Source organism: Peribacillus sp. P4_D6 (assembly GCF_056401795.1).
Window position 1 is genome coordinate 183,070 of sequence record NZ_JBFUIQ010000001.1, and the last position, 23,192, is coordinate 206,261.

Annotated in this window: 19 protein-coding genes; 4 read left to right on the forward strand and 15 right to left on the reverse strand. The window is 42.9% G+C overall.

What is annotated here, in order from left to right; translation table 11 throughout:
* Nucleotides 1-389: 389 nt before the first annotated feature.
* Nucleotides 390-2,015 carry a hypothetical protein gene (locus AC1DVB_RS00820; RefSeq protein ID WP_057278161.1) on the forward strand — a complete coding sequence of 542 codons (1,626 nt, stop codon included), beginning with the start codon at nt 390-392 and terminating at the stop codon, nt 2,013-2,015.
* Nucleotides 2,008-4,980: a DEAD/DEAH box helicase gene (locus tag AC1DVB_RS00825; RefSeq protein WP_239859807.1), complete on the forward strand. Its 2,973-nt coding sequence runs from the start codon at nt 2,008-2,010 to the stop codon at nt 4,978-4,980. The genes AC1DVB_RS00820 and AC1DVB_RS00825 overlap by 8 nt, the downstream gene beginning before the upstream one ends.
* Before the next feature lie 132 nt (nt 4,981-5,112).
* On the opposite strand, the gene AC1DVB_RS00830 is transcribed toward AC1DVB_RS00825, so the two are convergent.
* Complete coding sequence (locus AC1DVB_RS00830) at nt 5,113-5,721, reverse strand: LysE/ArgO family amino acid transporter (protein ID WP_057278163.1); 609 nt, start codon at nt 5,719-5,721, stop codon at nt 5,113-5,115.
* Nucleotides 5,722-5,845: 124 nt separating this feature from the next.
* Between AC1DVB_RS00830 and AC1DVB_RS00835 the strand changes: the two genes are divergently transcribed.
* The gene (locus AC1DVB_RS00835) at nt 5,846-7,291 is read left to right on the forward strand and encodes an aminotransferase-like domain-containing protein (RefSeq protein WP_230135276.1); all 1,446 of its coding nucleotides are present in this window, start codon (nt 5,846-5,848) and stop codon (nt 7,289-7,291) included.
* A gap of 70 nt (nt 7,292-7,361) precedes the next feature.
* Here the strand turns inward: AC1DVB_RS00835 and AC1DVB_RS00840 are convergent, their stop codons facing one another.
* From AC1DVB_RS00840 to ssb, 9 genes are all read right to left on the reverse strand, one after another.
* A complete protein-coding gene (locus AC1DVB_RS00840) occupies nt 7,362-7,778 on the reverse strand; it encodes a hypothetical protein (protein ID WP_057278165.1) in 417 nt (138 codons plus the stop codon).
* A gap of 484 nt (nt 7,779-8,262) precedes the next feature.
* Nucleotides 8,263-8,475 (reverse strand): hypothetical protein, encoded by a 213-nt coding sequence (locus tag AC1DVB_RS00845; RefSeq protein ID WP_156404389.1) that lies wholly within the window; start codon nt 8,473-8,475, stop codon nt 8,263-8,265.
* A gap of 37 nt (nt 8,476-8,512) precedes the next feature.
* Nucleotides 8,513-12,250, reverse strand: a complete 3,738-nt coding sequence (locus AC1DVB_RS00850) for a S8 family serine peptidase (protein ID WP_235568371.1) — start codon at nt 12,248-12,250, stop codon at nt 8,513-8,515.
* Between the two features lie 207 nt (nt 12,251-12,457).
* Nucleotides 12,458-13,360 (reverse strand): ABC transporter permease, encoded by a 903-nt coding sequence (locus tag AC1DVB_RS00855; protein WP_048685793.1) that lies wholly within the window; start codon nt 13,358-13,360, stop codon nt 12,458-12,460.
* A 12-nt stretch (nt 13,361-13,372) separates the two neighbouring features.
* Nucleotides 13,373-14,377 carry an ABC transporter permease gene (locus AC1DVB_RS00860; RefSeq protein ID WP_034316217.1) on the reverse strand — a complete coding sequence of 335 codons (1,005 nt, stop codon included), beginning with the start codon at nt 14,375-14,377 and terminating at the stop codon, nt 13,373-13,375.
* A 115-nt stretch (nt 14,378-14,492) separates the two neighbouring features.
* Entirely contained in the window at nt 14,493-16,109 is a 1,617-nt protein-coding gene (locus tag AC1DVB_RS00865; RefSeq protein ID WP_477587822.1) for an ABC transporter substrate-binding protein, read from the reverse strand.
* A gap of 42 nt (nt 16,110-16,151) precedes the next feature.
* Nucleotides 16,152-17,120 carry an ABC transporter ATP-binding protein gene (locus AC1DVB_RS00870; RefSeq protein ID WP_057278171.1) on the reverse strand — a complete coding sequence of 323 codons (969 nt, stop codon included), beginning with the start codon at nt 17,118-17,120 and terminating at the stop codon, nt 16,152-16,154.
* Nucleotides 17,101-18,105 carry an ABC transporter ATP-binding protein gene (locus tag AC1DVB_RS00875; RefSeq protein WP_170946896.1) on the reverse strand — a complete coding sequence of 335 codons (1,005 nt, stop codon included), beginning with the start codon at nt 18,103-18,105 and terminating at the stop codon, nt 17,101-17,103. The genes AC1DVB_RS00870 and AC1DVB_RS00875 overlap by 20 nt, the downstream gene beginning before the upstream one ends.
* Nucleotides 18,106-18,548: 443 nt before the next feature.
* Nucleotides 18,549-18,911, reverse strand: a complete 363-nt coding sequence (gene ssb / locus AC1DVB_RS00880; RefSeq protein ID WP_053536875.1) for a single-stranded DNA-binding protein — start codon at nt 18,909-18,911, stop codon at nt 18,549-18,551.
* A 358-nt stretch (nt 18,912-19,269) separates the two neighbouring features.
* Between ssb and AC1DVB_RS00885 the strand changes: the two genes are divergently transcribed.
* On the forward strand, nt 19,270-19,704 hold the full coding sequence (locus AC1DVB_RS00885; protein WP_034315749.1) for a YwpF family protein: 435 nt from the start codon (nt 19,270-19,272) through the stop codon (nt 19,702-19,704).
* 112 nt (nt 19,705-19,816) lie between these two features.
* On the opposite strand, the gene AC1DVB_RS00890 is transcribed toward AC1DVB_RS00885, so the two are convergent.
* From AC1DVB_RS00890 to AC1DVB_RS00910, 5 genes are all read right to left on the reverse strand, one after another.
* Complete coding sequence (locus tag AC1DVB_RS00890) at nt 19,817-20,113, reverse strand: hypothetical protein (RefSeq protein ID WP_477587824.1); 297 nt, start codon at nt 20,111-20,113, stop codon at nt 19,817-19,819.
* Nucleotides 20,114-20,383: 270 nt separating this feature from the next.
* Nucleotides 20,384-20,812: a 3-hydroxyacyl-ACP dehydratase FabZ gene (gene fabZ / locus AC1DVB_RS00895; protein ID WP_034315755.1), complete on the reverse strand. Its 429-nt coding sequence runs from the start codon at nt 20,810-20,812 to the stop codon at nt 20,384-20,386.
* Between the two features lie 128 nt (nt 20,813-20,940).
* A complete protein-coding gene (locus tag AC1DVB_RS00900) occupies nt 20,941-21,195 on the reverse strand; it encodes a DNA-directed RNA polymerase subunit beta (protein ID WP_053087418.1) in 255 nt (84 codons plus the stop codon).
* Between the two features lie 168 nt (nt 21,196-21,363).
* On the reverse strand, nt 21,364-22,206 hold the full coding sequence (locus tag AC1DVB_RS00905) for a flagellar hook-basal body protein (RefSeq protein WP_063574660.1): 843 nt from the start codon (nt 22,204-22,206) through the stop codon (nt 21,364-21,366).
* Nucleotides 22,207-22,253: 47 nt separating this feature from the next.
* Nucleotides 22,254-23,093 (reverse strand): flagellar hook-basal body protein, encoded by an 840-nt coding sequence (locus AC1DVB_RS00910; RefSeq protein WP_477587827.1) that lies wholly within the window; start codon nt 23,091-23,093, stop codon nt 22,254-22,256.
* Between the last annotated feature and the right edge of the window lie 99 nt (nt 23,094-23,192).

The window sequence follows — 23,192 nt, forward strand, 5'->3', positions numbered from 1 at the left end:
ACATTTTAAATTCCAAGCCAAAATGAAGTATAATAAAGAGATGCTTCAAAAAAAGCACATTAAAAAAGGGTTCCGGCCCCTCATCACTTAGTTTTGTGAAGCTAATGAGGATGAAGGATTCCAGGCATGTTCATCGTGAATGCCGGTTATTCCTGTTTATATCCGAACTGCTTATATTCAAGCGGATTTTTGACGATATTGACTTTTACAGGGTATTTATGAATATAACGGCAAGAAGCAGTGATTAAATCGAATAGAACGTAAAGAACGGTTCCGGCATTCGATCATATATACAAAAAGCCGGGATGGGAATTACGAAAAGTTAAGAACTGATGGTTCATGATCATACAAAAATATATAACTAGGGCTGGTCCCTGAAGGAGGAGAGTATGGAGCGGGAGTTGTTGTTAGTTGGGGAGCGGCTGGCGGAATTTTTGGAGGCCGGGGATCCGGAAGATTCGGATGTGGTGAATCAAGGGCTCCAGTTATACCGTCAGGGGCTCGTTGATATTAAAGAAGAAGCGGTAGATACGATTGCGGCTGAGGTACAGGAAGAGACACGATTTAAGGCCAGGCTGAATCTGCTCTCCCCACAAGATGGAAGCTGTACATGTGATTCAAGGTTCATTTGCCGGCATCAAATGGCCGTTTTCTTTTCTGCATATTCCGAACACGCTAGTGTTTCCGAATGGCTGGGCGATTGGAAAGCACCTAAAAACGCCTCAGCTGCCCAAGCACTGCAGCAGGTGAAACCGGCAAGTGAATTACTTAAACAGGCGGCGGGGAGATCCATCACCTTAGATAAAAGCTATCCATCATGGAAGCAATTCGTGAATGATGCCTTTGCGGAACATGTCGAGCCCCATATAGGCGAGGCTACTTACATGATTGAAAATCATATACAAACTTACTTTAAACGCCTTAGCTCAAAAGCTCCAATGGAAAGGGAATGGAAGTTGCTTTATCATTTCGTTACGCAATTTTGCACAATGCAGCAGACACTGAGAATGATTCAGCTGCATAAAAGTGAGACGCAAACGATCAGGGTCTTTTATGCACTTGCAGTCGACTTGGCAGAAGAGCTGCATGAAACGGTACAGCCGCTAAGCAGGCAAGCGCGGCCCTTCGCCTTTGACCCCTTCGTTTTCAGCATCAAGGAAGATGTAGCTAAACTGCTGGATGGAGGGGAAGGCCTCGAATATGAAAAGATCGACCTCTACCGGGAGATATGGAGCTACTTATTCTCCAACTCCTCATGGCGTAAAGAGGAACTTGAACGAATCAATAAAGAACTTCCCGAGAAGTATATGGGCACCACTGAGAGGACGTCCTATACCCTCGCAGCCATTCACCTATCCCTTTTGGAAAACCATGATAAACAAGCGATTGAGCTTCTACTTGAATTGAAGAAGGATGCCTGTCCATACATTTTTTATTGGCTGAATCTCCTGGCTGAATCTGAAAACCGGGCACGGGCCATTCCTTTCATTGAATTCATCAATAATAATGTTCAGGAATTCCTTGCCGGTCTATCCGATTATTATAAACGGGTAGATTTCGTCCGGACCTTTACGACTTTAATTAACAGTTGCTGTTATAAATTAAAACGAACTGATTTGCTTGAGAAATTTTACAGGGCCACCCTTCCGCACAGCTATTGGAACTATGCAAATTTCCTTTTTGAACAAGGACAATACAAAAAATGGGTGGAGATGCATATTTACTCGGAAATCAGCATTGACTTAATCAGCAGTGAATCCATCAAAGAAGTGGTATCAAAAGAACCGGAACTAATCCTTCCCCTTTATTATCATGCGGTCCAGGAAAAAGTTTCTTTGAAAAACAGGCCTGCTTATAAGCAAGCTGTCCGTTATTTGAAAAGGATGCGCACCATCTATAAAAAGAGCAAAAAGGAAGACGTATTCGAACGGTATATACTTTATGTAGCAGATTCGACCAAACGGCTTCGCGCTTTCCAAGAAGAATTAAAAAGGGGTAAGCTTATCGATGTTTAATCCAGGGAAATTAAAAATCAAAATAGCCGCTCTCGAAAACGGAACTTACGCCCTTGGTGTCGTCAATGAAGAGAATACCTTCCTCACCACGAATCATATACGCAGGCTGTTATTCAACTGGGATGACGCAAGCTTTTATGGAACTAAAATGACTACGGATATAGTGGATGGAAATCAAGTATTCATTCTTGACGCTTGGGGACTTCTCAACTTTTTTGCGAGGGAAAGCTTTAACTCCTTCATAGAATGGGAATGGTCCGAAATATCCTCCCTTTGCCTGTCAGCAGCGCCCGTTCTTCATGAATCCATAGAAGCTGGAATCCCCGTACCGGATTTCACTAATCTTCAATTGGACTCCATCGGCTGGAAACTGCCGGAAGAAGTGGAAGAGGAATTCGTCCCGTCCTTTTGGGAAGAAGAAATATCTTTGGATCTTCCTTCACCTGAACCGGAAACCAACCGTACTTTTATCGAAAAGTGGTATAACGGTGCCGCTAACATGTATTTAAAAAACTATTCACCCATGCAGCATAAATGGAGTGAAGCCGTCGGGGCGTTAAAGGATACACGACTTTCCCCCGAAGAATTACAGTCCTTTTTTGACAAAGACAGCTGGCAGGAATGGCTCGGTACCCTGCCCGACCCAAAACCATTCACCATAGGTCTCCGTTTAACTGAGCCTCCTGAGGGTAATGGGCCTTGGATACTCGATGTTACCCTTCGTTCCAAAAGGGATGAGAATATCATTGAAACATATACAGGAAAAAAACTGCCGCGCGGCTGGAACAAGTATGCAAGTGATGTGGTTCGTGCCACGAAACGCTGGCAACTCGTCGTGCCATGGCTTGGGGAGAATGGCCGTCTGAAAAGGGAGATTTCGGAAACGGACGCATGGGAGTTCTTGACCGATGCAAGCGAAAAACTCCTGTTTCTTGGCGTCGAAATTCTCCTTCCATCGTGGTGGCTTGCCTTGAAGGAATCCTCATTGAAGGTCAAAGCGAAAGTGAAGAGCCAATCGAATCGCGGCCCGTCTTATGTAGGGTTAAAAGCTTTGATGGACTTTGATTGGCGATTCTCATTAAATGGCAAAGAGCTCACTGAGGCGGAGTTCGAGGAGCTCGTCAATGAAAAAAGGCGGCTTGTCTTCATCCGCGGCCAATGGGTCAAGCTTGACCCAGCTTTCATTAAACAAATTCAGGAGCTGATGGAAACAGCCAATGAAAAAGGCATCCAACTGACTGACTTGCTGCAGCAGGAACTGTTGAATGGCGTAAATGAAGATGGCGATGATGATTCTGAAAACGATGAAATGCTTCGGATTCAATTTGAATTGAACCAGGAGCTCCGTAAAATGGTGGGAAGGCTCAGGGAAACCAAGAACATATCCGTCCTGCCCGTCCCTAATGCACTTCAAGGAGATTTACGCCCCTATCAAAAACTGGGCATGAGCTGGCTTCTTTTTTTAAGGGAGCATGGTTTTGGTGCTTGTCTAGCCGACGATATGGGACTTGGAAAAACAGTCCAGATGATTGCCTACCTGCTTCATGTGAAAGGCAAAGAAGGAGCTGGTGAAGAGCTGCCCGCTGCGCACAGGGACGAACAAAAGAGTGAACCGATCATCGTCGAAGAGGATCGCGGCACAGAGAGCAGTGATGAGGCTGAGGTCATTGCCACTGCCCCTGAATCCGTCTCTGTTCAATCGGCGCTCATCGTCTGCCCGACATCGGTCCTTGGCAACTGGCAAAAGGAATTGGAAAAATTCGCACCTTCACTTAAAGTTCACCTTCACTATGGATCGAATCGTGCTAAAGGTGAAGCATTTACTAAACTGGCAGCCGATCATGATATTGTCTTAACATCATATGGACTGACCCACCAAGATGTGGCTGAACTGACCTCGATCCACTGGAGCAGCGTTATCCTTGATGAAGCACAAAACATCAAGAATGCCCAAACGAAGCAATCCAAGGCGGTCCGAAAGCTAAACGGCAGACATCATATCGCCTTATCGGGTACGCCGATGGAAAACCGTTTAAGTGAACTATGGGCGATTTTCGACTTCATCAACAAAGGTTATCTCGGAACGCTAGGTCAGTTTCAGGAAAAATATGTGGCGACCATTGAGCGTGATGAACAAAAGGATAAAATCAAGGAATTGCAGCGTTTGATACAGCCATTTTTGCTTCGCCGTACAAAACGCGATAAGGAAGTCGCTCTTAATCTTCCGGATAAGCAAGAACAAAAGGAATTCGTACCTCTTACCACCGAGCAAGCATCGTTGTATGAACAACTGATTAAAGATACTTTCACTGATATCGAACAACTGTCTGCCTTTGAAAGAAAAGGCATCATCCTCCAGATGCTGAATAAGCTAAAGCAACTATGCAACCATCCAGCTCTTTACTTAAAAGAGACGGAAAAGGAAAACATCATGAAGGCACCTAACCGATCAGGCAAACTCGAGAAGCTGACCGAGCTTATCGATGCGGTCCGCGAACAGGATGAAAGCTGTCTCATTTTCACACAATATATCGGGATGGGCAATATGATTAAAGAATTGCTGGAAAAACGATATGGCTTTGAAGTGCCATTCCTGAACGGGAGTGCGAACAAGAAGCAGCGTGATGAAATGATCACCCGATTCCAAGATGGGGAATTCCCCATTTTCATACTCTCGTTGAAAGCAGGCGGCACGGGTCTTAATCTTACAGAAGCAAACCACGTGATTCACTATGATCGCTGGTGGAACCCAGCTGTTGAAAATCAAGCCACCGACCGTGCTTACCGAATTGGTCAACAGCGTTTCGTACACGTTCATAAGCTAATCTGCACAGGGACCCTGGAAGAAAAAATCGACCAGATGCTTGATAAAAAGCAAGCCTTGAACGACGAAATCATCAGCAGTGACAACTGGATCACTGAACTTTCCACAGAGGAAATCAAGGACTTGGTCGCTCTTCAATAACCAGATTTCACGATTATGAGATGATTGAGGGCAAAAAAAGGGAGAATGCATATATGATATGCATTCCCCTTTTTTTATACATAGACGTCCTGTTATACATGGCATCGTTTGGTTCGAAAACGTTTATCTGATTCAAAAAAGCGACTTCACCATATAGAGGGCTGTGATCCAAATGATAATTGCAGAAATTTTATTTAATATTCCAAGGAATTTTCCAGATGTATCAACCTTTTTCAGCAATCTTCCCGCAAGACATAATCCGTGGAACCAGCACCATGACACAAAGATGCACGTCATGGTGAAAATCATTTTATCTTTTCCTGAATAAACAAGTGAGCTCGAACCGATTACACCTATCGTATCCAGGATTGCATGCGGATTCAGTATTGATACGGATAGAGCAAATACAATTTGTTTTTTTGTCGACATCTGCATGGATTGGACACCTGACTGTGAGTTTGATTTGGCAAACCAAATCTGAAAGCCCATATACAATAAAAATATAACGCCGATTATGATTAATGTAAGGCGCAACCAATCGTATTGCATGACAATCAACGATACACCTAAAATAGCTAACAGAATGAGCACCGTATCACAAATTGCAGCCGTGATCGTTGCTGGCAATGCTTTTTTTATTGTAGGTTGGATTGCTCCTTGATTAAAAATGAAAACATTTTGCACTCCCAATGGAAGTATCAGCCCTAATGCCAATAATAATCCATGAAAAAATGGTCCCATATGAATACCCCCTTCCTTCATATCCAGTATAATGAATTAAACAAAGGAATTGACCATCCAATTGGTTGGTCTTCAAACCAACCAATTTATAATGAATATAGAACATGAAAGGAGTGGTTTTCGCATGTTTATCGAATGGGGACCAAACCGGTCTTCCGCGCAATCACTTCACCAACAAATAGTAGATTGGATCAAACAACAAATTACACGGGGGGAATGGCCAGTTGGCACTAAGCTTCCATCACAACGCTCATTGGCCGACTCATTTGGCGTAAACCGAAGTACCATCATCACAGCCATAGATGAGTTGATTGCAGACGGATTATTGGAAACTAAGCTTGGTTCTGGCACATTCGTTTCCAATAATACATGGAATGTGCTCGTCTCCAGCAAACAGCCCGACTGGAAAAACTATGTCCGGAATGGCCTTCATGAACCTAATTTAAAAACGATTCAGGATATTAATCAGTATGAAACGGACACTGCCATCATCAGACTAGGCACTGGGGAATTATCTCCAGCTCTATTGCCTACAAAGCAAATCGAAAAGACGTTGCGATCCACTTCCTTTGATGCGCGCTCATTAGGATATTCCGAACCAAAGGGTGACAAGAGACTTCGCCAATGTATAAGTGTTTATTTAGAAACAAAAGGGATCAACGCAAGTCCCAGCTCCCTCATGGTCGTTTCTGGCGGGCTTCAGGCACTCCAGTTGATTTCAGTTGGTTTACTTCAAAAGGGATCGATGATTTTACATGAGTCCCCTTCCTATTTAAATTCCGTCCACCCTTTTCAATCTGCGGGCATGCATTTAGTAGGTTTATCAAAACAAGGACGTGAAAGTATCCCGACACAAATCAAGCGCATCAATGGACGGAAGAAAGCGTCACTGTTTTATACTGTCCCAACGTTTAACAATCCAACGAATACTACATGGTCAAAAGAAGAAAGACTTAACCTCCTATCACTATGCAAAAAAGAACAGATCCCGATTATTGAAGATGACGTATATAGTGATTTGTGGTTTGATGAGGAACCGCCGCCGCCATTAAAATCCCTTGATGTAGATGGCCTTGTATTGCACATTGGCAGCATGTCCAAAACATTAAGCCCAGGATTGCGCATCGGCTGGATTGCTGGCCCCATAACTGTGATTGAACGTTTAGCGGACATTAAAATGCAAATGGATTACGGTTCCAGTGCACTTTCCCAACACCTTGTGGCAGAATGGTTAGCAACTGGTCAATATTCAAAGCATTTAGAATGGCTAAGGCAAGAGCTGATGGAACGCAGGGATTTTACATTAACTCTTCTCAATCAATATTTTAAGGGACTGGCCGAATGGCAAATACCTCAAGGCGGATTTTATATATGGCTTAAATTGTGTAAACCCATCGTGAATCCAAACCTTTTCAAGCAAGCGATAAAGGAAAACATACTTCTTAATCCGGGATACATATACGAACCAAATAACCATACACATATACGGCTTTCATATTCATACGCCTCGGAGGAACAATTAGCTTATGGCATCCAAACCCTTTCAAAGATCGTTCGGCGCTTGGTTTGACATCTCCAAGGATAGGAAACGCTCATCATGACGAAACATTAATGGAGCTGCCGTGGCAGCTCCATCCATATCACTTATTGGCAGCTTTCATTTTTACGTTCCGCTCTTTTTGCTGGATGATGAAAAAAGAATGGTGATAGCCATGATTGATCATGATATGATCGAGGATTGCAGTAAGCGCCTCCCCCTTATTCAGCTGATAAGTCTCTGAACTTTCCTCAATGATGATTTTTCCTTGGTGGGGGTCATAATTAATAGATGTTTTAGCACCTCTTTCAAAAAAAGAAAGGGTTACCTCCTGACATAGAGGAAAATCCTGATAGGATGAATCTGAGCGGGGATCCTTTTCAAAGGAAGAATGGACGTGCTGAAGTGCATCAAAGAAACTCGTTTTTGTAAGATATGACCTGTCGCTTCCTCTCCTTTCGAATTTCACTGTAATTGCAATACTAGTTACTTTATTGCTAGATTTCTTCTTATAATTCATAGATACCCTCCTTTTAATAAACCCTTTATACCTAATTCTTTTATCCTATTCGATATACCTGCCGGATAATGAAAAAACTTCCTCACCAAGAGATTTCCATATTAGCACGGTGAAATTACAGTTAACTACTCCATCTTCACCCAAAAATTCAAAATCCGGAAATCTTATTACGCAAAAACGACCCTCTTGGGTAAGAGGGCTTAGACTATAGAACAATTCGATAATAATTGATTTTGCCTACAGTTTTTTGAGGGTTTGTACAATTGAAACGTTGATTTCCACTCCAGGCACTCGCTTTCCGCGGGCGGTCGGGGAGCCTCCTCGGCTTGCGCCTGCGGGGTCTCCCCTAGACACGCTTTTCCCGCAGGAGTCTCGTACCTTTCGTTTCAATCAACTGATATGTTTTTTTAAAGCATACTGTAGGCTTCGTACAAAAGGAGCTTCGGAATGGATTAACCCGAACCATGAAGAAACGAAGAATTGTTTATCCTCCATTAATTTTCACCTTTTCATATGAAATGAAATTGAAGAAATCTTCGACACTCCTGCCGAATAACTGGCTAGCCGAGACCCCGCTAGATGCTTGCCGCAGGAGGCTTGGCAGACAGTCGGCGGAATGGGAGCGGATTTCTGAAATCAACTGGAACTTATTCAAAGAAAAAACTGTGGCAAACTCGCTTTCTTCGAATTTGTCCAAAAAAACAACCCTCTTGGATAAGAGGGCTGCCTTACGTTTATTTTTTTGCTTTATTGATGTTAAAGGATTTTTTCGATTCATTTCCTGCAAGATCGGTCACCTTAAATTCAATCTTGTTGTTGCCAGTCTTAAGCGGCAGTTCCAAATCCTCTATCTTTTTCTTATAGGAACGCATTTTGTATGGTTCCTTGAATTCATGATAGAATATTTCACTTCCGTTCAGGTAAAGGCGGATTTCATCGAAATTATCTTCTACCGTCACGTCCACTTTTGGATTTTTGCCTTTGAATCCCACAGTTTCCGGTACGCCTTTAACTTTTAAACCCGGCTTTGTTGCATCGACCATTATCGTCCTTTTAAAGGAAACCGTGTTATCCCATTTATCGGTTGCTTTAACGGTGAAGCTTTGGACACCATCTTCGAATTTCTTTTCATAGGAGAATTCATATTTTTTATTCGTTTTGTTATACGTTGCAGGTACCGTTTTATTGTCGATTTTAAATTCCTTTATTTCCGACGCTTCTTCAATTTCTCCTGTTATTTTGATTTTATTTTTATTGTTCACGCTCAAGGCTTCAGGACTCTTGATCTTTACAGCTGGTGCATGATTATCGATTGGAGCCGAATCACCGGCCAATTCGGTTTCAGCCGTTTTCTCATTACCTGCATAGTCGATTGCCACAACCTGAACCTTTTCCCCTTTTACATCAGGTAGGGTGAATTGTTTAGCATTCGCCGGGAGCGGCTCTTCCATGATGGATGCTCCATCGACTTGTACATCGTAATAAGCAAGCCCTGAACCATTCAAATTATCCTTACCTTGGATGGTTAAAACATTGCCTTTTTTCGAAATCTTGACCGTCGGCTTTACCGTATCGATTTTGATTGGCATTTTAACCGTCTGCCATTTTGCACCCTCGTAATCTATCATCGCTTTGATTTCAAAATAATAGACCCCATCCTTAGCGAGTGCATTATTGATTTTACCGTCCCATTTACGGGCTGGATCCAGCGTGTATGCGGTCCCTAGTCCGCCATCATAATAGTCCTTGCGTACATTATTCTCTGTGCGAAGTTTCCGGACTGATTTGTTTTCACCATTCAATATATAGTATTCTACCTTTTTCGCATTCCTTAAGAATGATAGGACAGGCACGAAGTCATCCTGTGCACCATCGCCATTTGGGGAAATCGCGATATTTTTGCCATTGAATGTTTTCCCCGCAGGGTCATAGCCAAGATACGTGAAATCTTCACCTGCTGTTGATACTCCCCCTGCCATGCCATAGAAAGATTCTTTGTCATATTTGGTGCCATCCAGGATTGGGGCTTTGTCCCATTCCCCTTTAAATCCTACATACGGTACATTCAGTTCCGGATTCGAATCGGCTGGATCCTTCAATGAGATGAACCCTTCAACAAAATAGCCGTTTGGAAACACCTTGTCAATATCTACAAGAGTCTGAAGGTCATCACCAAGTACCTTTGCGTCGGATATGTCCACTTTCACTTCGAATGTAATCGATTTTTTTGCAGGAACGGTAATCTTATTTGCATTTTTATTATTGATTTTAATCGTAGCGTTCTTAATTTCCTGTGCTTCCAGCACGTTAGCGGAATAGCCAAGTTGTCCCTGGATTGCATAGTCTGTTTGGATATTTCCTTTTACATCATACTTGACTGCTTTGTTGCTGAAGTTTTCAACCTTTAAAGTAAAGGCGAACTTATTGCCGACCTCCTTCATGGCAACCTTCGCTTCTTTCGTGAATGCCTCGGTCACGACAGCAGGTGTTGACAATGCGGATTGCAGCTGCATGACCCCGGCTCCCTGCCTGCGAGGCGAGTAAGGATTTTTCCAGTCAAGTGCCTTATTGACGACCCCCTGATCCGTTAATGGTTTTGATGTATTCATCATCAGGTTCTTCGCTAAATTAGCCCGGGCCGAGCCTTCTAATTTAAAGTCTTTATCCACTCTTTCCAGAACCAGTGCCGAGCCGCCGGAAACATGCGGCGCCGCCATCGAAGTACCACTCATCATTCCATATTCATCATTGTTCAGCGTTGAATAAATTTGTCCGCCCGGAGCGGTGATTTCCGGTTTGAAATCCAAGTTCGGTGCGACTCCCCATGAACTGAATGAGCTCATTTTCCCTGCTTCTGGATTTACAGCTTTTGTTTTATCACCATTAAATGTAATCATCACCTTTTCGCCATCCGCTAAGGCCGCTTTCAGCTTTGCACCATCCGATTTCAACATGAACAGCTGGGGAATGGTGATGCTTGGATCTGTAGCCATGGAAATATATCCGTCAGCATTATTGTAAATTATGACTCCTGTCGCTCCTGCTGCCTGGGCATTTTGCGCCTTTTCTATAAAAGAAAGCGCGCCACGCTCGATGAGGGCGAACTTGCCTTTAACATCCACTTTGGAAATCTCCTCTGGCGTCCCAAGACCAGCGGCCACCAATTCATGTGATTTATCCTTCAAGGCATTGGGATGCACGCTTGAAGCCGACATGAATGGAGCTTTTCCTGCTTGACCGTTTATTTCATAAGTCGCTGCATCCAAATCCATATAATTATTCTCTACCGATGCCACTTGTACAGAATCGTAAGCAAGTCCAGGTGAACCTGAAACGCCAATGTCCGGGTTCGAGGCTGATGGGTTGGCAAATCCATTTCCAAAGTGTGCCGAGTTTCCTGCTGAAATCGACATGAGGATCCCATTATCAACAGCTCTGGATACCGCCTGCTGCTCCGGATCGTCTGCCGATACAAAGCCTGCAGTGGAGCCAAGGCTCATATTCAGCACATCCGCCCCAAGAATGATGGCATCGTCAATCGCCTTAATATATATATCGCCCCATGTTGTCTGCATGTCGGGATCATTTCCGAAGACCTTTAATGCAAGCAGCTGGGCTTCAGGAGCAACCCCTTTAATGCCGCCATTCTCTTCATCTCCATTGGCTCCGGCCGTACCTGCCACATGCATCCCATGCATGGAAGCCTCTTCACCAAGGTCAAGGATTTCTTCATTTTCATCCATGTAATTGTATCCATAAGGAACCTTGGCCGTATAGTAATTGCCTAATAGATGGCTGGATTCCTTCATCGCGCTGATTTCACTTTCAGTCAGTTCAGCCTTATTCTCGTCGTTCAGGACCATATCACGGTGAGATGGGTCGATTCCAGTATCAATAATCCCGACGACCATCCCTTCCCCTTTATATCCATATTCCCGCCATGCTTCCTGGGCTTGGACAAGCTCTTTGCTATATAGCATGTCGGGTTTCTCTGCAGGACGTTCATATTCATTCGCTATATGTACTTCAGCAACTTCAGGCATGGCTTCCACCTTTTTGATCTCACCATACTGAAGTTCACCGCTGAATCCATTGACGACTGTCGTAAAACTCTCAAGTTCCTTGAAAGCTATTTTTTTCTCTTTCACCTTTTTTTTCAATTTCTTCTGAGTAGCTAGCTTTTCAGACTTTAATTGTTGTTTCTTATTTTTTGATAATTGTTTAAAAAGCTTTCCTTCTTTCGAAGCGGTTTCTATTGCCGGGGCTTCCTTCATCTCTACGATGACCCTGACCTTCTCATTGCTTTTGTATTTCTTCCCCATGTCATTTTTCTTCAGCTTTATAATGCTTTCCTGATTCTTCTTACCTGCACCGCCCGAGCCTGTCGGGGGATCTGGGAGCTTGGCTGCGGAAACGCTTGCAGTAAATACTAATAGAAAGATTGCTAGAATGGACAAGCTACGTTTGATCAATGAACTTTCCTCCTCTAAAATAAACAATTTTTGGAATATTCTTACTGAGTATAAAAGTATCACAACTTTTGGGGTGATTTTAAGGGGTAATAGTCACTATTTTCCTATTTAGAACTAGGATTTTTTTATTATTTTTCATATTTTGTTAGATTTACAAGATAAACGGCAAAAAGATGGTGATGTTAAACTAACATCACCCTTTTACTTCTAGTTTTTCATTCTTGGATCCAAGGCATCACGCAGCCCATCCCCCATTAGGTTAAAGCCGAGTACCGTAAGCATGATCGCAAGTCCAGGGAAGAGAACCGTCCATGGCGCTTGAATGATGAACGCCCTGGAATCGGCGAGCATTTTCCCCCACTCTGGTGCTGGCGGCTGTGCACCGAGACCGAGAAAGCCGAGTGCTGCGCACTCAATGATGGCTGTTGCAATCGCCAAGGTACCTTGAACGATAATCGGTGCAAGGCTATTCGGAAGGACGTGGTGAAGGAGAATGCGGCCGTCCCCCATTCCAATTGCCTTTGCAGCCGTTACATATTCCTCTTCTTTCACCGTTAAGACCCGTGACCGTAAAAGCCGGCCGAATATCGGGACATTGACGATGGCGATGGCAATAAGTGCGTTGCGAAGGGAGGGCCCCAAAACGGCAACGACAGCAATGGCAAGCAAGATACTAGGAAAGGCCAGAATAATATCAAAAATCCTCGATATGATCGTATCTATCCACCTGCCGTAATAACCGGCAATGATCCCCAAAAAAGACCCAACCACAACAGATCCGGCAACAGATAAGAAGCCGACCCCTATTGAAATGCGCGAGCCATAAATGACCCTGCTCAAAATATCCCGGCCAAATTCATCCGTTCCGAACCAATGCTCCGCAGACGGGGCCAAATGTTTATCACTTAGCTTTTGCCCATCAAATGAATAAGGTGCTATAACGGGCGCGAAGATGGCGATTAAGATGAAAAATGAAACAATCCCCAGACCCACGATGGCTACCTTGTTTTTCCTAAAGCTTTTCCAGCCTTCCTTCCAGGGAGAGATGACTTTTTCCTCTGCCTCTTTTGGAGGAAGGATTGGCGGAGTATTCGTTGCTATTTCAGGCATGAGTTTCCCTCCCTATTTATACTTAATCCTAGGATCGATCGCTGCGTACAACAAGTCCACAACTAGATTAATCATGACAAACAAAAAGGCGATGACTAGAATTCCGGACTGTATCACCGGATAATCCCGAGATAGGATTGCATCATAAATATATGTACCGATACCTGGCCATCCAAAAATGTTTTCCGTTAAAATGGCGCCGCCTAAAAGTAATCCTGTCTGCAGACCGATAACCGTCACCACTGGAATCAAGGCATTCTTAAAGGAATGCTTGTAAACAACCCAAAACATTTTCATTCCTTTAGCACGAGCCGTACGAATGAAATCCGATCTCATGACTTCCAACATGGACGAACGTGTCATCCTTGCAATAATCGCCATCGGAATGGTAGCAAGCGCTATCCCCGGCAAAATGAGATGCTTGATCACCTCGAAAAACTGATCAACCCTGCCAGCCATGAGTGTATCTATTAAATACAGGCCGGTTATGGCCTCAACAGGATCCCTGATATTGTCCCGCCCTGTCGTCGGAAGTAAATCCCATTGAATTGAAATGATGTATTGCTCCATTAATCCCAGCCAGAAAATAGGCATGGACAAACCAATCAACGCAATCACCATGGCGACATAATCAAACCATGAGTTTTGAAACCAAGCTGATACTATCCCTGCATTCACGCCTATGACCACGGCGATGATCATCGCGATCAAGGCCAGTTCTATCGTGGCCATCAAGTATGGTCCAATTTCTTCCGAAACCGGACTATTCGTTTTTAACGAAACACCCAGGTCCCCCTTTAACAGGCCTGATAAGTAATCCCAAAATTGAATGAACCAAGGTTTATCCAGGCCAAGTTCCTTTGTCATCGCAGCGACTGCCTCTTCCGTTGCTTGCTGCCCTAAAATCACCTGTGCTGGATTTCCAGGAATTGCCCGTATCATCATGAACACAATAAACGCCATTCCGAGTAACACCGGAATGAGAGATCCTAAACGTCGTACGGTATAGGAAAACAAAACAATCACCCGCCTTTTAAATTAGGGTCCTTCGAAGCGCCCTGGATCATTTTGAAATGCATTCCATAACAAAACCGGGAAGCATGCAAGAATCCATACTACCCGGTTCGTACGGTTAATTTTCTAGAGAAACATTAACAAGGGATTGTGAACCAGTTGGATGTGGAACAAACCCTTTGACCGTCTTAGATCCGGCTAACTGAGGTAAAGAGTGTACAAGCGGAACCCATGGAGCTTCATCATGGATGATTTCCTGGGCTTTTCCATACAACTCATTACGCTTGGCTTCATCTGCCGTGGACTGGGCTTCGATCAGCAGTTCATGGACTTCATCGTTTGCGTAACGGGCATAGTTGTTGGAGCCGATATTATCTTTATCCAATAATGTATAAAGGAAGTTATCCGCATCTCCATTATCGCCTGTCCAGCCCATCATGAAGGATTGGGCTTCACCAGCCTGCACTTTCTCTAAATATGCAGCCCATTCGTACGAAACGATATTCGCTTCGATGCCGACTTGTTTTAGGCTTGCTTGAATGGCTTCAGCCACTTTTTGACCATCCGGCATATATGGGCGCGGTACCGGCATTGCCCATAGATCCATTTTAAATCCGTCTTCAAGTCCAGCCTTTTTCAGCAGTTCTTTCGCTTTTTCTACATCGTAATCATAGTCTTCGATTTTGTCATTGTAGCCAGAAACGGATGGAGGCATAGGATTCTTGGCAGGCTCTGCTGTGCCTTCATAAAAATTATCAATGATTTCCTTTTTGTTGATCAAATGCGAGATGGCTTGACGCACTTCTTTCTTGTCGAATGGCGCTTTCTCAACATTGAAAGCAAAGTACCCGACGTTCATGGATGCACGTTCGAATATTTGCAGTTTTTCATCTCCTGTAACCTTACTGATATCACTTGGGTTCAACCCGTCCATCAGGTCTATTTCACCTTTGATTGCAGCATTTAAACGTGCAGAGTTATCTTTAATGACCTTAAACGTGACTCCATCAAGTTTAGGCAGTCCATCTTGCCAATAGTCATCGTTTTTCACCACTTCAATCGTATCGCCAGGTTTCCATGATTTGAACTTGAAAGGACCTGTACCGGATGGATTTTTAGTGAAGTCGTCACCCTCTTTTTCAATTCCATTAGGACTGGCTATAGCAAATGTAGGCATGGCAAGGTTTTTCAGGAACGGTGCCTGCGGACGGTTCAAAGTGAATTCCACTGTGCTGGCATCGATCGCTTTTACTTCTTTGATAACATGACCTTCATCGCCTTCAAATCCTCCGAACATGGAGGCATAGTACGCAAATTTCCCTTCATCCTTACTTTTTGCCCATCGTTGAAAGTTTTTTACGACCGCATCTGCATTGAAATCCGTACCATCATGGAACTTGATTCCGGTTTCCAATTTGAATGTGTATGTTTTCGCGTCATCGGACACTTCCCATGACTTTGCAAGACCCGGTTTGATTTCCGTATCATCTTCCCCATATTTCACAAGCGTTTCAAAAATCTGCTGAGTGACGATGAATGATTCCCCATCGGTTACGATAGCTGGGTCAAGACCGACAGCATCTCCGCCTTTACCATATATCAATACGCCGCCCTTCGCTTCACTCGATCCCCCTTTACCATCATCTTTCTCTTTTGATGTAGACGAGGAGCATCCCGCAAGCGCCAGCGAAAGAGCCAGGATACCAGTCAGCAACAATGCCAATGTTTTCTTCATATTCTTCCCCCTTATTATTTGCGAATTTATGTATACGTCGTGTCAATTGTATAGATGACAAGCAACGTAGTGACCAGGTTTATGTTCAGTCAGGATTGGCTTGTCCGTATTGCATTCTGCCATCGCCTTCGGACATCTCGTATGGAATGGACAGCCGCTGGGCGGGTTTGATGGGCTTGGAACATCTCCCTGCAGGATTACCCTATCCCCCTTATATTCCACATCCGGAATGGGCACGGCCGATAATAAAGCCTGTGTATATGGGTGAAGCGGATTTTCATAAAGCCCTTCACTTTCCGTCAATTCAACAATATGTCCGAGATACATGACACCGACACGGTCGGAGATATGCCTTACCACTCCAAGATCATGAGCAATGAACAAGTAGGTCAAATCAAAATCTTCCTGCAAATCCTGCAACAGATTCAAGACCTGGGCCTGAATCGACACATCCAGTGCAGATACCGGCTCATCTGCAATGATCAGTTTGGGATTGACTGCAAGTGCCCTCGCGATGCCAATACGCTGCCTCTGGCCCCCACTGAATTGATGCGGATACCTTTTAGCATGGTAACTGCTTAGGCCAACGACCTTAAGAAGTTCCTGTACACGGGCCTTTCGCGCCTTTTTATCTTTAACCCCGTGGACGATGAGCGGTTCTTCCAAAATTTTTTCAATAGTATGCCTGGGATTGAGGGAGGCGAATGGGTCCTGGAAAACCATCTGCATCTCACGGCGCATCTTTCTCATTTCACTGGAAGATAAAGCTGTCAGGTCCTTTCCTTCGAAATAAACATTGCCCTCGCTCGGCTCAAGCAATCGAAGCAATAATCTTCCCGTCGTGGATTTTCCGCAACCGCTTTCACCGACAAGCCCCAAGGTTTCCCCTTTATAAATGGAAAAAGACAAACCATCAACTGCCTTGACCTCTCCAATGGTCTTTCCCAGAACCCCTCCTTTTATCGGAAAATGCTTCTTTAGGTTTTCTACCTTAACCAATGTTTGATTCATGCAAGGAAGCTCCTTTCCCATCTTCATAAAGCCAGCAGCGAACATGCTGACCCTCATCGAATTCCAGTAGAGACGGGGTCTCATTTATACATTGCTCCATGGCATGGGAGCAGCGGGGGGCAAACTGGCACCCGAGGTTGCTTGTCCCAGGTTTTGGCACATTACCCGGTATCGAGTAAAGGCGCTCTTTCTTTATTCGCATATCGGGAATCGACTGAAGTAAACCGACCGTGTAAGGATGCTTAGGGTTTTGGAAAATCGTTTGCACATTTCCTTCCTCTATCACCTTGCCGGCATACATGACAATGACACGTTCACACATTTGCGCCACTACCCCAAGATCATGGGTAATCATCATGATTGCCGTGTCCGTTTCTTTATTTAAATTCTTCATTAATTCCAGGATTTGTGCCTGGATCGTCACATCCAAAGCCGTTGTCGGTTCATCGGCTATAAGGAGTTTAGGCTCACAAATCATGGCCATTGCTATCATGACCCTTTGTCTCATTCCGCCAGAAAGCTGATGCGGATACTCTTTGAGCAATTCCTCGGCACGGCCAAGCCCAACCAGCTTCAACATTTCCACCGCTCTATTTCGTGCCTGCCTTTTATTCCATTTTTTATGTATCCGAAGCGTCTCTATCAACTGCTCGCCAATAGTGAACACCGGATTCAAGCTTGTCATCGGTTCCTGAAATATCATCGCTATATCATTTCCGCGAATTTTTCTCATTTTCGCTTCAGAGGCATTTGCGATGTTTTCTCCTTTAAAAAGGATTTCCCCCTCCACCTTACCAGCCGGTGAAGAAACAAGACCCATGATGGACAGAGAAGTTACGCTTTTTCCGCATCCCGATTCTCCTACAATCCCTAAAACCTCACCAGGATTGACATGAAAATCGATTGAATTCACGACAGGGATCACCCCATCGTCCGTACGAAAACTGGTTCGAAGCCCATTAACCTTAATAATTGGTTCGTCCATCAAATCACTTCCTATATATAACTTATTTTCCATTATATTATTGGGTTTATTATTGCATCAAAATTAAAATATTACAATATATTTTCTAAAAATTCTAATTTAACAGAATTATTTTTTATTTTTTTCTATTTACACACATTTTGGCACAAAAAAAAGACTGCTTATTTGCAGTCATTACAAGGGGGAAATCATATAACTCAATTTTTTTGAGGGTAAATCGGGGTTTACTGCGGAGAAAAAGCTATATTAGCTTTGGGGAATGAATGGATGAAAAAAAATTCTATATGCTACTGCCGAGTTTCATAAAAAATCCCTGTAATTCTATGCATTGGTTATTCATTATGGTCATATAAATACTTATTTGTGTATCGAATTTAGATCTTACATTTTCTTAAAAACAATTCTTTGTTAAGCAAGCTAGCATGCCCAACCTTCACGTAACACTATAAACCAATATGTTCAAAATCCTTGGGCTTTCCATCATTTTGTTTAGTTCCGATGAATTGAACCCTCTCGGAGACCACTTCAGTTACATATACATATTTACCCTCCTGATTTTCGTATCTCCTTGTTTGTATTCTGCCAGTTATGCCGATTATTGCTCCTTTTTTACAATATTGAGCAGTATTTTCAGCCGACTTTTTCCATATGATACACTGTACAAAGTCTGCCTCATAGTTACCGACAGTATTACGGAAGTTCCGGTTGACTGCTAATGTGATATTGGAAACAGCCTTGCCATCAGGTGTATATCTTAATTCTGGATCCTTCGTAAGCCTGCCGACGAGGGTAACTTGGTTAATCATTGTTTCACTCCTTCCTCTTTAATTATTTTAATCATACGCTTTCTTCCATCGATTAAAAAATGGAGGAAATGATTTTATTACACCGTTTTTCTTCATAAAAAGTCGTTTGGATTGGTGCAAAAACATTTTTTAGTGATTAAAATCAGGTAAAAAACGAATAGTTAACAAAATTAAATATTTTGCAAATTTTTATTCCTTCCTTCATAATTTAGACAAATGTTGGGTTTTCATTTCATTAAGAGACTTTTTTTTAGTATGATATAATTACCTTTAAAAGGATTTATCGATATGTACCCTTTAAAATTTACGTTTAAGAGAGGTAATCGCCGCTCTTTCTTGCAAGAAACGGAGGAATTAGATGAAATCATTCAAATTGATCTCGTTGCAAATTGTTACTGAAAATTTAAACTTGATTGATATTGCATTAACAGATGGATTGATCATAAATAAAGAAAACGATGCTAGATCATGGTTACTGGAAGCCTTTGTAGAAGAAAAACATTTCAAAGAGCTTGAACCCTCACTTCCCGATATAGACGGAGAGGTGTATATCCAGGCAGTCATTACCAAAAAGGACAATGAACCGGCTTTGTTTCAAACTGTTTTACGTACAATAAGAAAAGTGGGCAATCATTATAGCCTTTTATTTGTTGGTCACATCCAAAAAACACGGAGCAAATATGCAGAACTCCTTCTTGAAGATTTGGTCCAAAAAGGTCTCGTCGGCGATGAACTTATAAAAGAGTTCAAGCAAAAAATCCGCTCAAAGCCTAAATTAGCAACTAATAAATAAAACCCTTCCCTTAATTCCCATCCCTAATCGAATGCACATAAAAAAGACTGACTTAGACGAATAAGGATACAAATCCTCTTCTTACCTAAGCCAGTCTTTGTCATTCTGCTAATTACTTATTGTTGTCGTCTTTTTTCTTAATCAAGTCATCCGCATCATTATCGTCGTTATCATTGACGTTATTATCGTCGTTATCATCGTCGTTATCAAGCACTCCATCATCATCGTTATCATTCATATCGTTATCATCGTTGTTATCATTTACACCATTTTTATTATCTTCTATGATGTTGTTATCATCTTCTGGTGCGGGATTTTTGTCATTATCATTATCATTATTTCCACATCCAGCAAGGAACATAATAGATAATAAAGATCCCCCAAGTAGTGCAAAAATTTTCTTCATCATTTTTGGCAACCTCCCTTCTTTCTTTATCATTAGGTATTTTGCCCGAATATGAAAATAACTTGCGTCCTATTTTAAATTTAAAAAGAAAATCTGCTATTTGGAATTAAACATTAAAAAATGCCGGACATAAAAATGTCCGGCATTCAAAGGGAGAATAGAAAGATCTAAAAACCGCTCTTGCTTTAAAAAAGCAATGCAGTGCTTTTTATATACACCGCTTCACGATTCCTTAAACCTCTTTTTGAAATATATAGTTAAGGAAAAAGAATCTTATTTGTCACCAAAAGCAAACATGATATCGGCTTCACATGCTGTTTCCCCATCAACCGTTGCAACTGCTTTCCCTTTACCCATTGAACCTCTCATACGCACTATTTCCACTTCCAGACGCAGCTGATCACCTGGTTTAACTTGCTTTTTAAAGCGGCAATTATCAATCCCAGCGAAAAATGCAAGCCGGCCTTTATATTCTTCTTGTTTCAAGACGGCTACAGCGCCAACCTGCGCTAAGGCCTCTACAATTAAAACTCCAGGCATAACTGGATAATCGGGGAAATGGCCATTAAAGAATTCTTCATTTGCCGAGACATTCTTCAATCCAACCGCTCTTTTCCCTTCATCAATTTCTATGATCCGGTCGACTAATAAGAATGGGTAACGATGCGGAATAATTTCCTTTATTTGTGTGATATCTAGCATACTTGTTCCTCCTATGACTTAAATATTTCAAACATAACGTAAACTCGCCCCTGTCATCTAGACAGAGGCGTAGTTGCCATGAAATATAAATCCGTTAACGACAGCAACTACTTCAAAAAAACATGGAACTACGCGCCCTTGTTCACTATATCAAAAATATGGGTCCATGTGGATTTTTGGAAAACATCCATTGCATGTCCACCGCCAATCACACTATATCCTAATAGTGCCCCGGATAATACAGCAATGAAAATCAATCCGATAACAATGAGTAAACGAAGCCAAATTGGCAAAAGACGGACCTTGATCCTACGATTCGGTTTCGCCTCAACTTCCTTTATCTCTTCTTCAATTTGTTGTCTCATTACACGATTTTGTTCCATATAGAATGTGAAAGCTCCTTTTAAGAAAACTCGCCGCCTGATTTCCCCGATACGCCAGAAATTCAGCAGCTATGCAAAATGGTCGGCACGAATGATTTCTCTTGTTATGAATTCATTATAACCGATTTGCTCTAATTCCGCAGGGAGACATTTTATTTACCAGGTACCTTAACGGATTCCATTGACTAATCCGCTCATTTGATCTGCCATCGTTACCGCCCGGGATTGAAATTGGTAAGACCGCTGAACATTGATTAGATCCGTCATTTCTTTGGAAAGATCGACATTCGAGGACTCCAGAGTACCTTGACGGACTGCTGCCTGGTTGCGGGAATCCCCTGTTAATGCAGTCATGATATCGTCTTCCGTAACACCCAAGGCATTGAAGTTTTTGGGCAGGCCAAGTAAATTCCCGCCTAGCCGGTCAAGAAATTGCGGTTTCTTGACCGAGACTATTCCGAGCCCAAAACTCTTCTCGCCATATTCTTCCGTATCCACTATCAATAAGCCATTTTCCGAAATCTTAATGCCTTTAATATTTCCCTCTATGAGGATCGGTTCACCATTTTCATCAAGCACTTTATGTCCAGCAGAGGTAACAAGCATCATTTGATCGTTAGCATTAGGGGATAAATAAAAGGCACCATCCCTTGTAAGCCTTGTATTGACCCCATTATCGTCCTGAACGCTTACGGTGAAGAATTGGTCATCCCGGGTGAATGCTGCATCAAGGTTGCGGTCCGTCGTCTTTAAGGCACCCTGTGAAAGCACCAATTGAGATTGGCTTAACATAGCACCTGTTCCCTGCCGAATGCCAGGTGCGGTCAACCTTCCTTTTTCCTTGGTCTCACTCGGTTGATTATTGAAACTCTGTGTCAATAAGTCATTGAAACTCGTTTGGGTCTTTTTGAAGGCTGTCGTGTCCACATTCGCGATATTATTACTTATTTGATCGATTTTACTTTGAAGTTGGTTCAGCGTATTCGTCGCCGTCATCATCGTCCGGTTCATGGTTTTTCCCCTTACAGTTCAAATTTCCGAATTTCACCTACTGCTCATTAAAGCCTGCCAACTTCATTGACCGCTTTATCCAAACTTTTATCATAGGCTTGAAGCACCTTCTGACTCGCTTCAAAAGAGCGGTATGCCGACATCATTTCTGTCATCGTTCTCGATTGGTCAACATTGGAGCCTTCAAGAAAGCCCTGCTTAGTAGAAAAACCGACATCCGCAGCCGCGTATGCGCTAGGTAAATCCCCATCATTCACAGCCTTATATAGACCTTCGCCATCTTTCATGAGCTGTAATGACGGATCATCCGAATAACAGATCCCCAAACGTGCGATTTGAACATTTCCTTCTAAAATAACACCGTTTTCCGCTACTGTGAATCGATCGCTATCAAGCTGGATCTTTTCATTACTTTCGTTCAATACATAATGACCGGACGGCGTAGTCAGATAACCTTGCCCATCCAGGGTGAAACTGCCGTTACGCGTATAACGGATAGCACCATCGCCATCCTGGACAGTAAAAAACACCGAGCCTTGCCGACCCGTTTCCTCATTGATCGGTAGGTTTTCATCAACAAGGGAAATATCCGTATCAAGCTGGGTTTCCTCCAATGTTCCCTGGGTAAATAAAGGATTCGCCTCCTGTACGTAAACACCCGTACTGAGCCCCCCAACCTGGGAAAAGCTGGACATGCTCAATTTGTTCTCCGTGGGAACCGTTTCACCACCCATGCTGCTTATGAGCATTTCCGGAAAAGACCTTACACTCAATTGATCCGCTTTATACCCTGTTGTATTCGAATTGGACATATTGTTTGTGAGTAATTCCGTGCGCCTTTGCTGTGCAAGCATCCCGGAAGCAGCCGTATAAAAACCTCTTAACATCTTCTTCACTCCCCAATCTACATAACTTATCCGTTCAATATCTCATATCTATCTTATCGGTCATGAACATCAGTATCTTAAGGAAAAGGAGAAGCATTA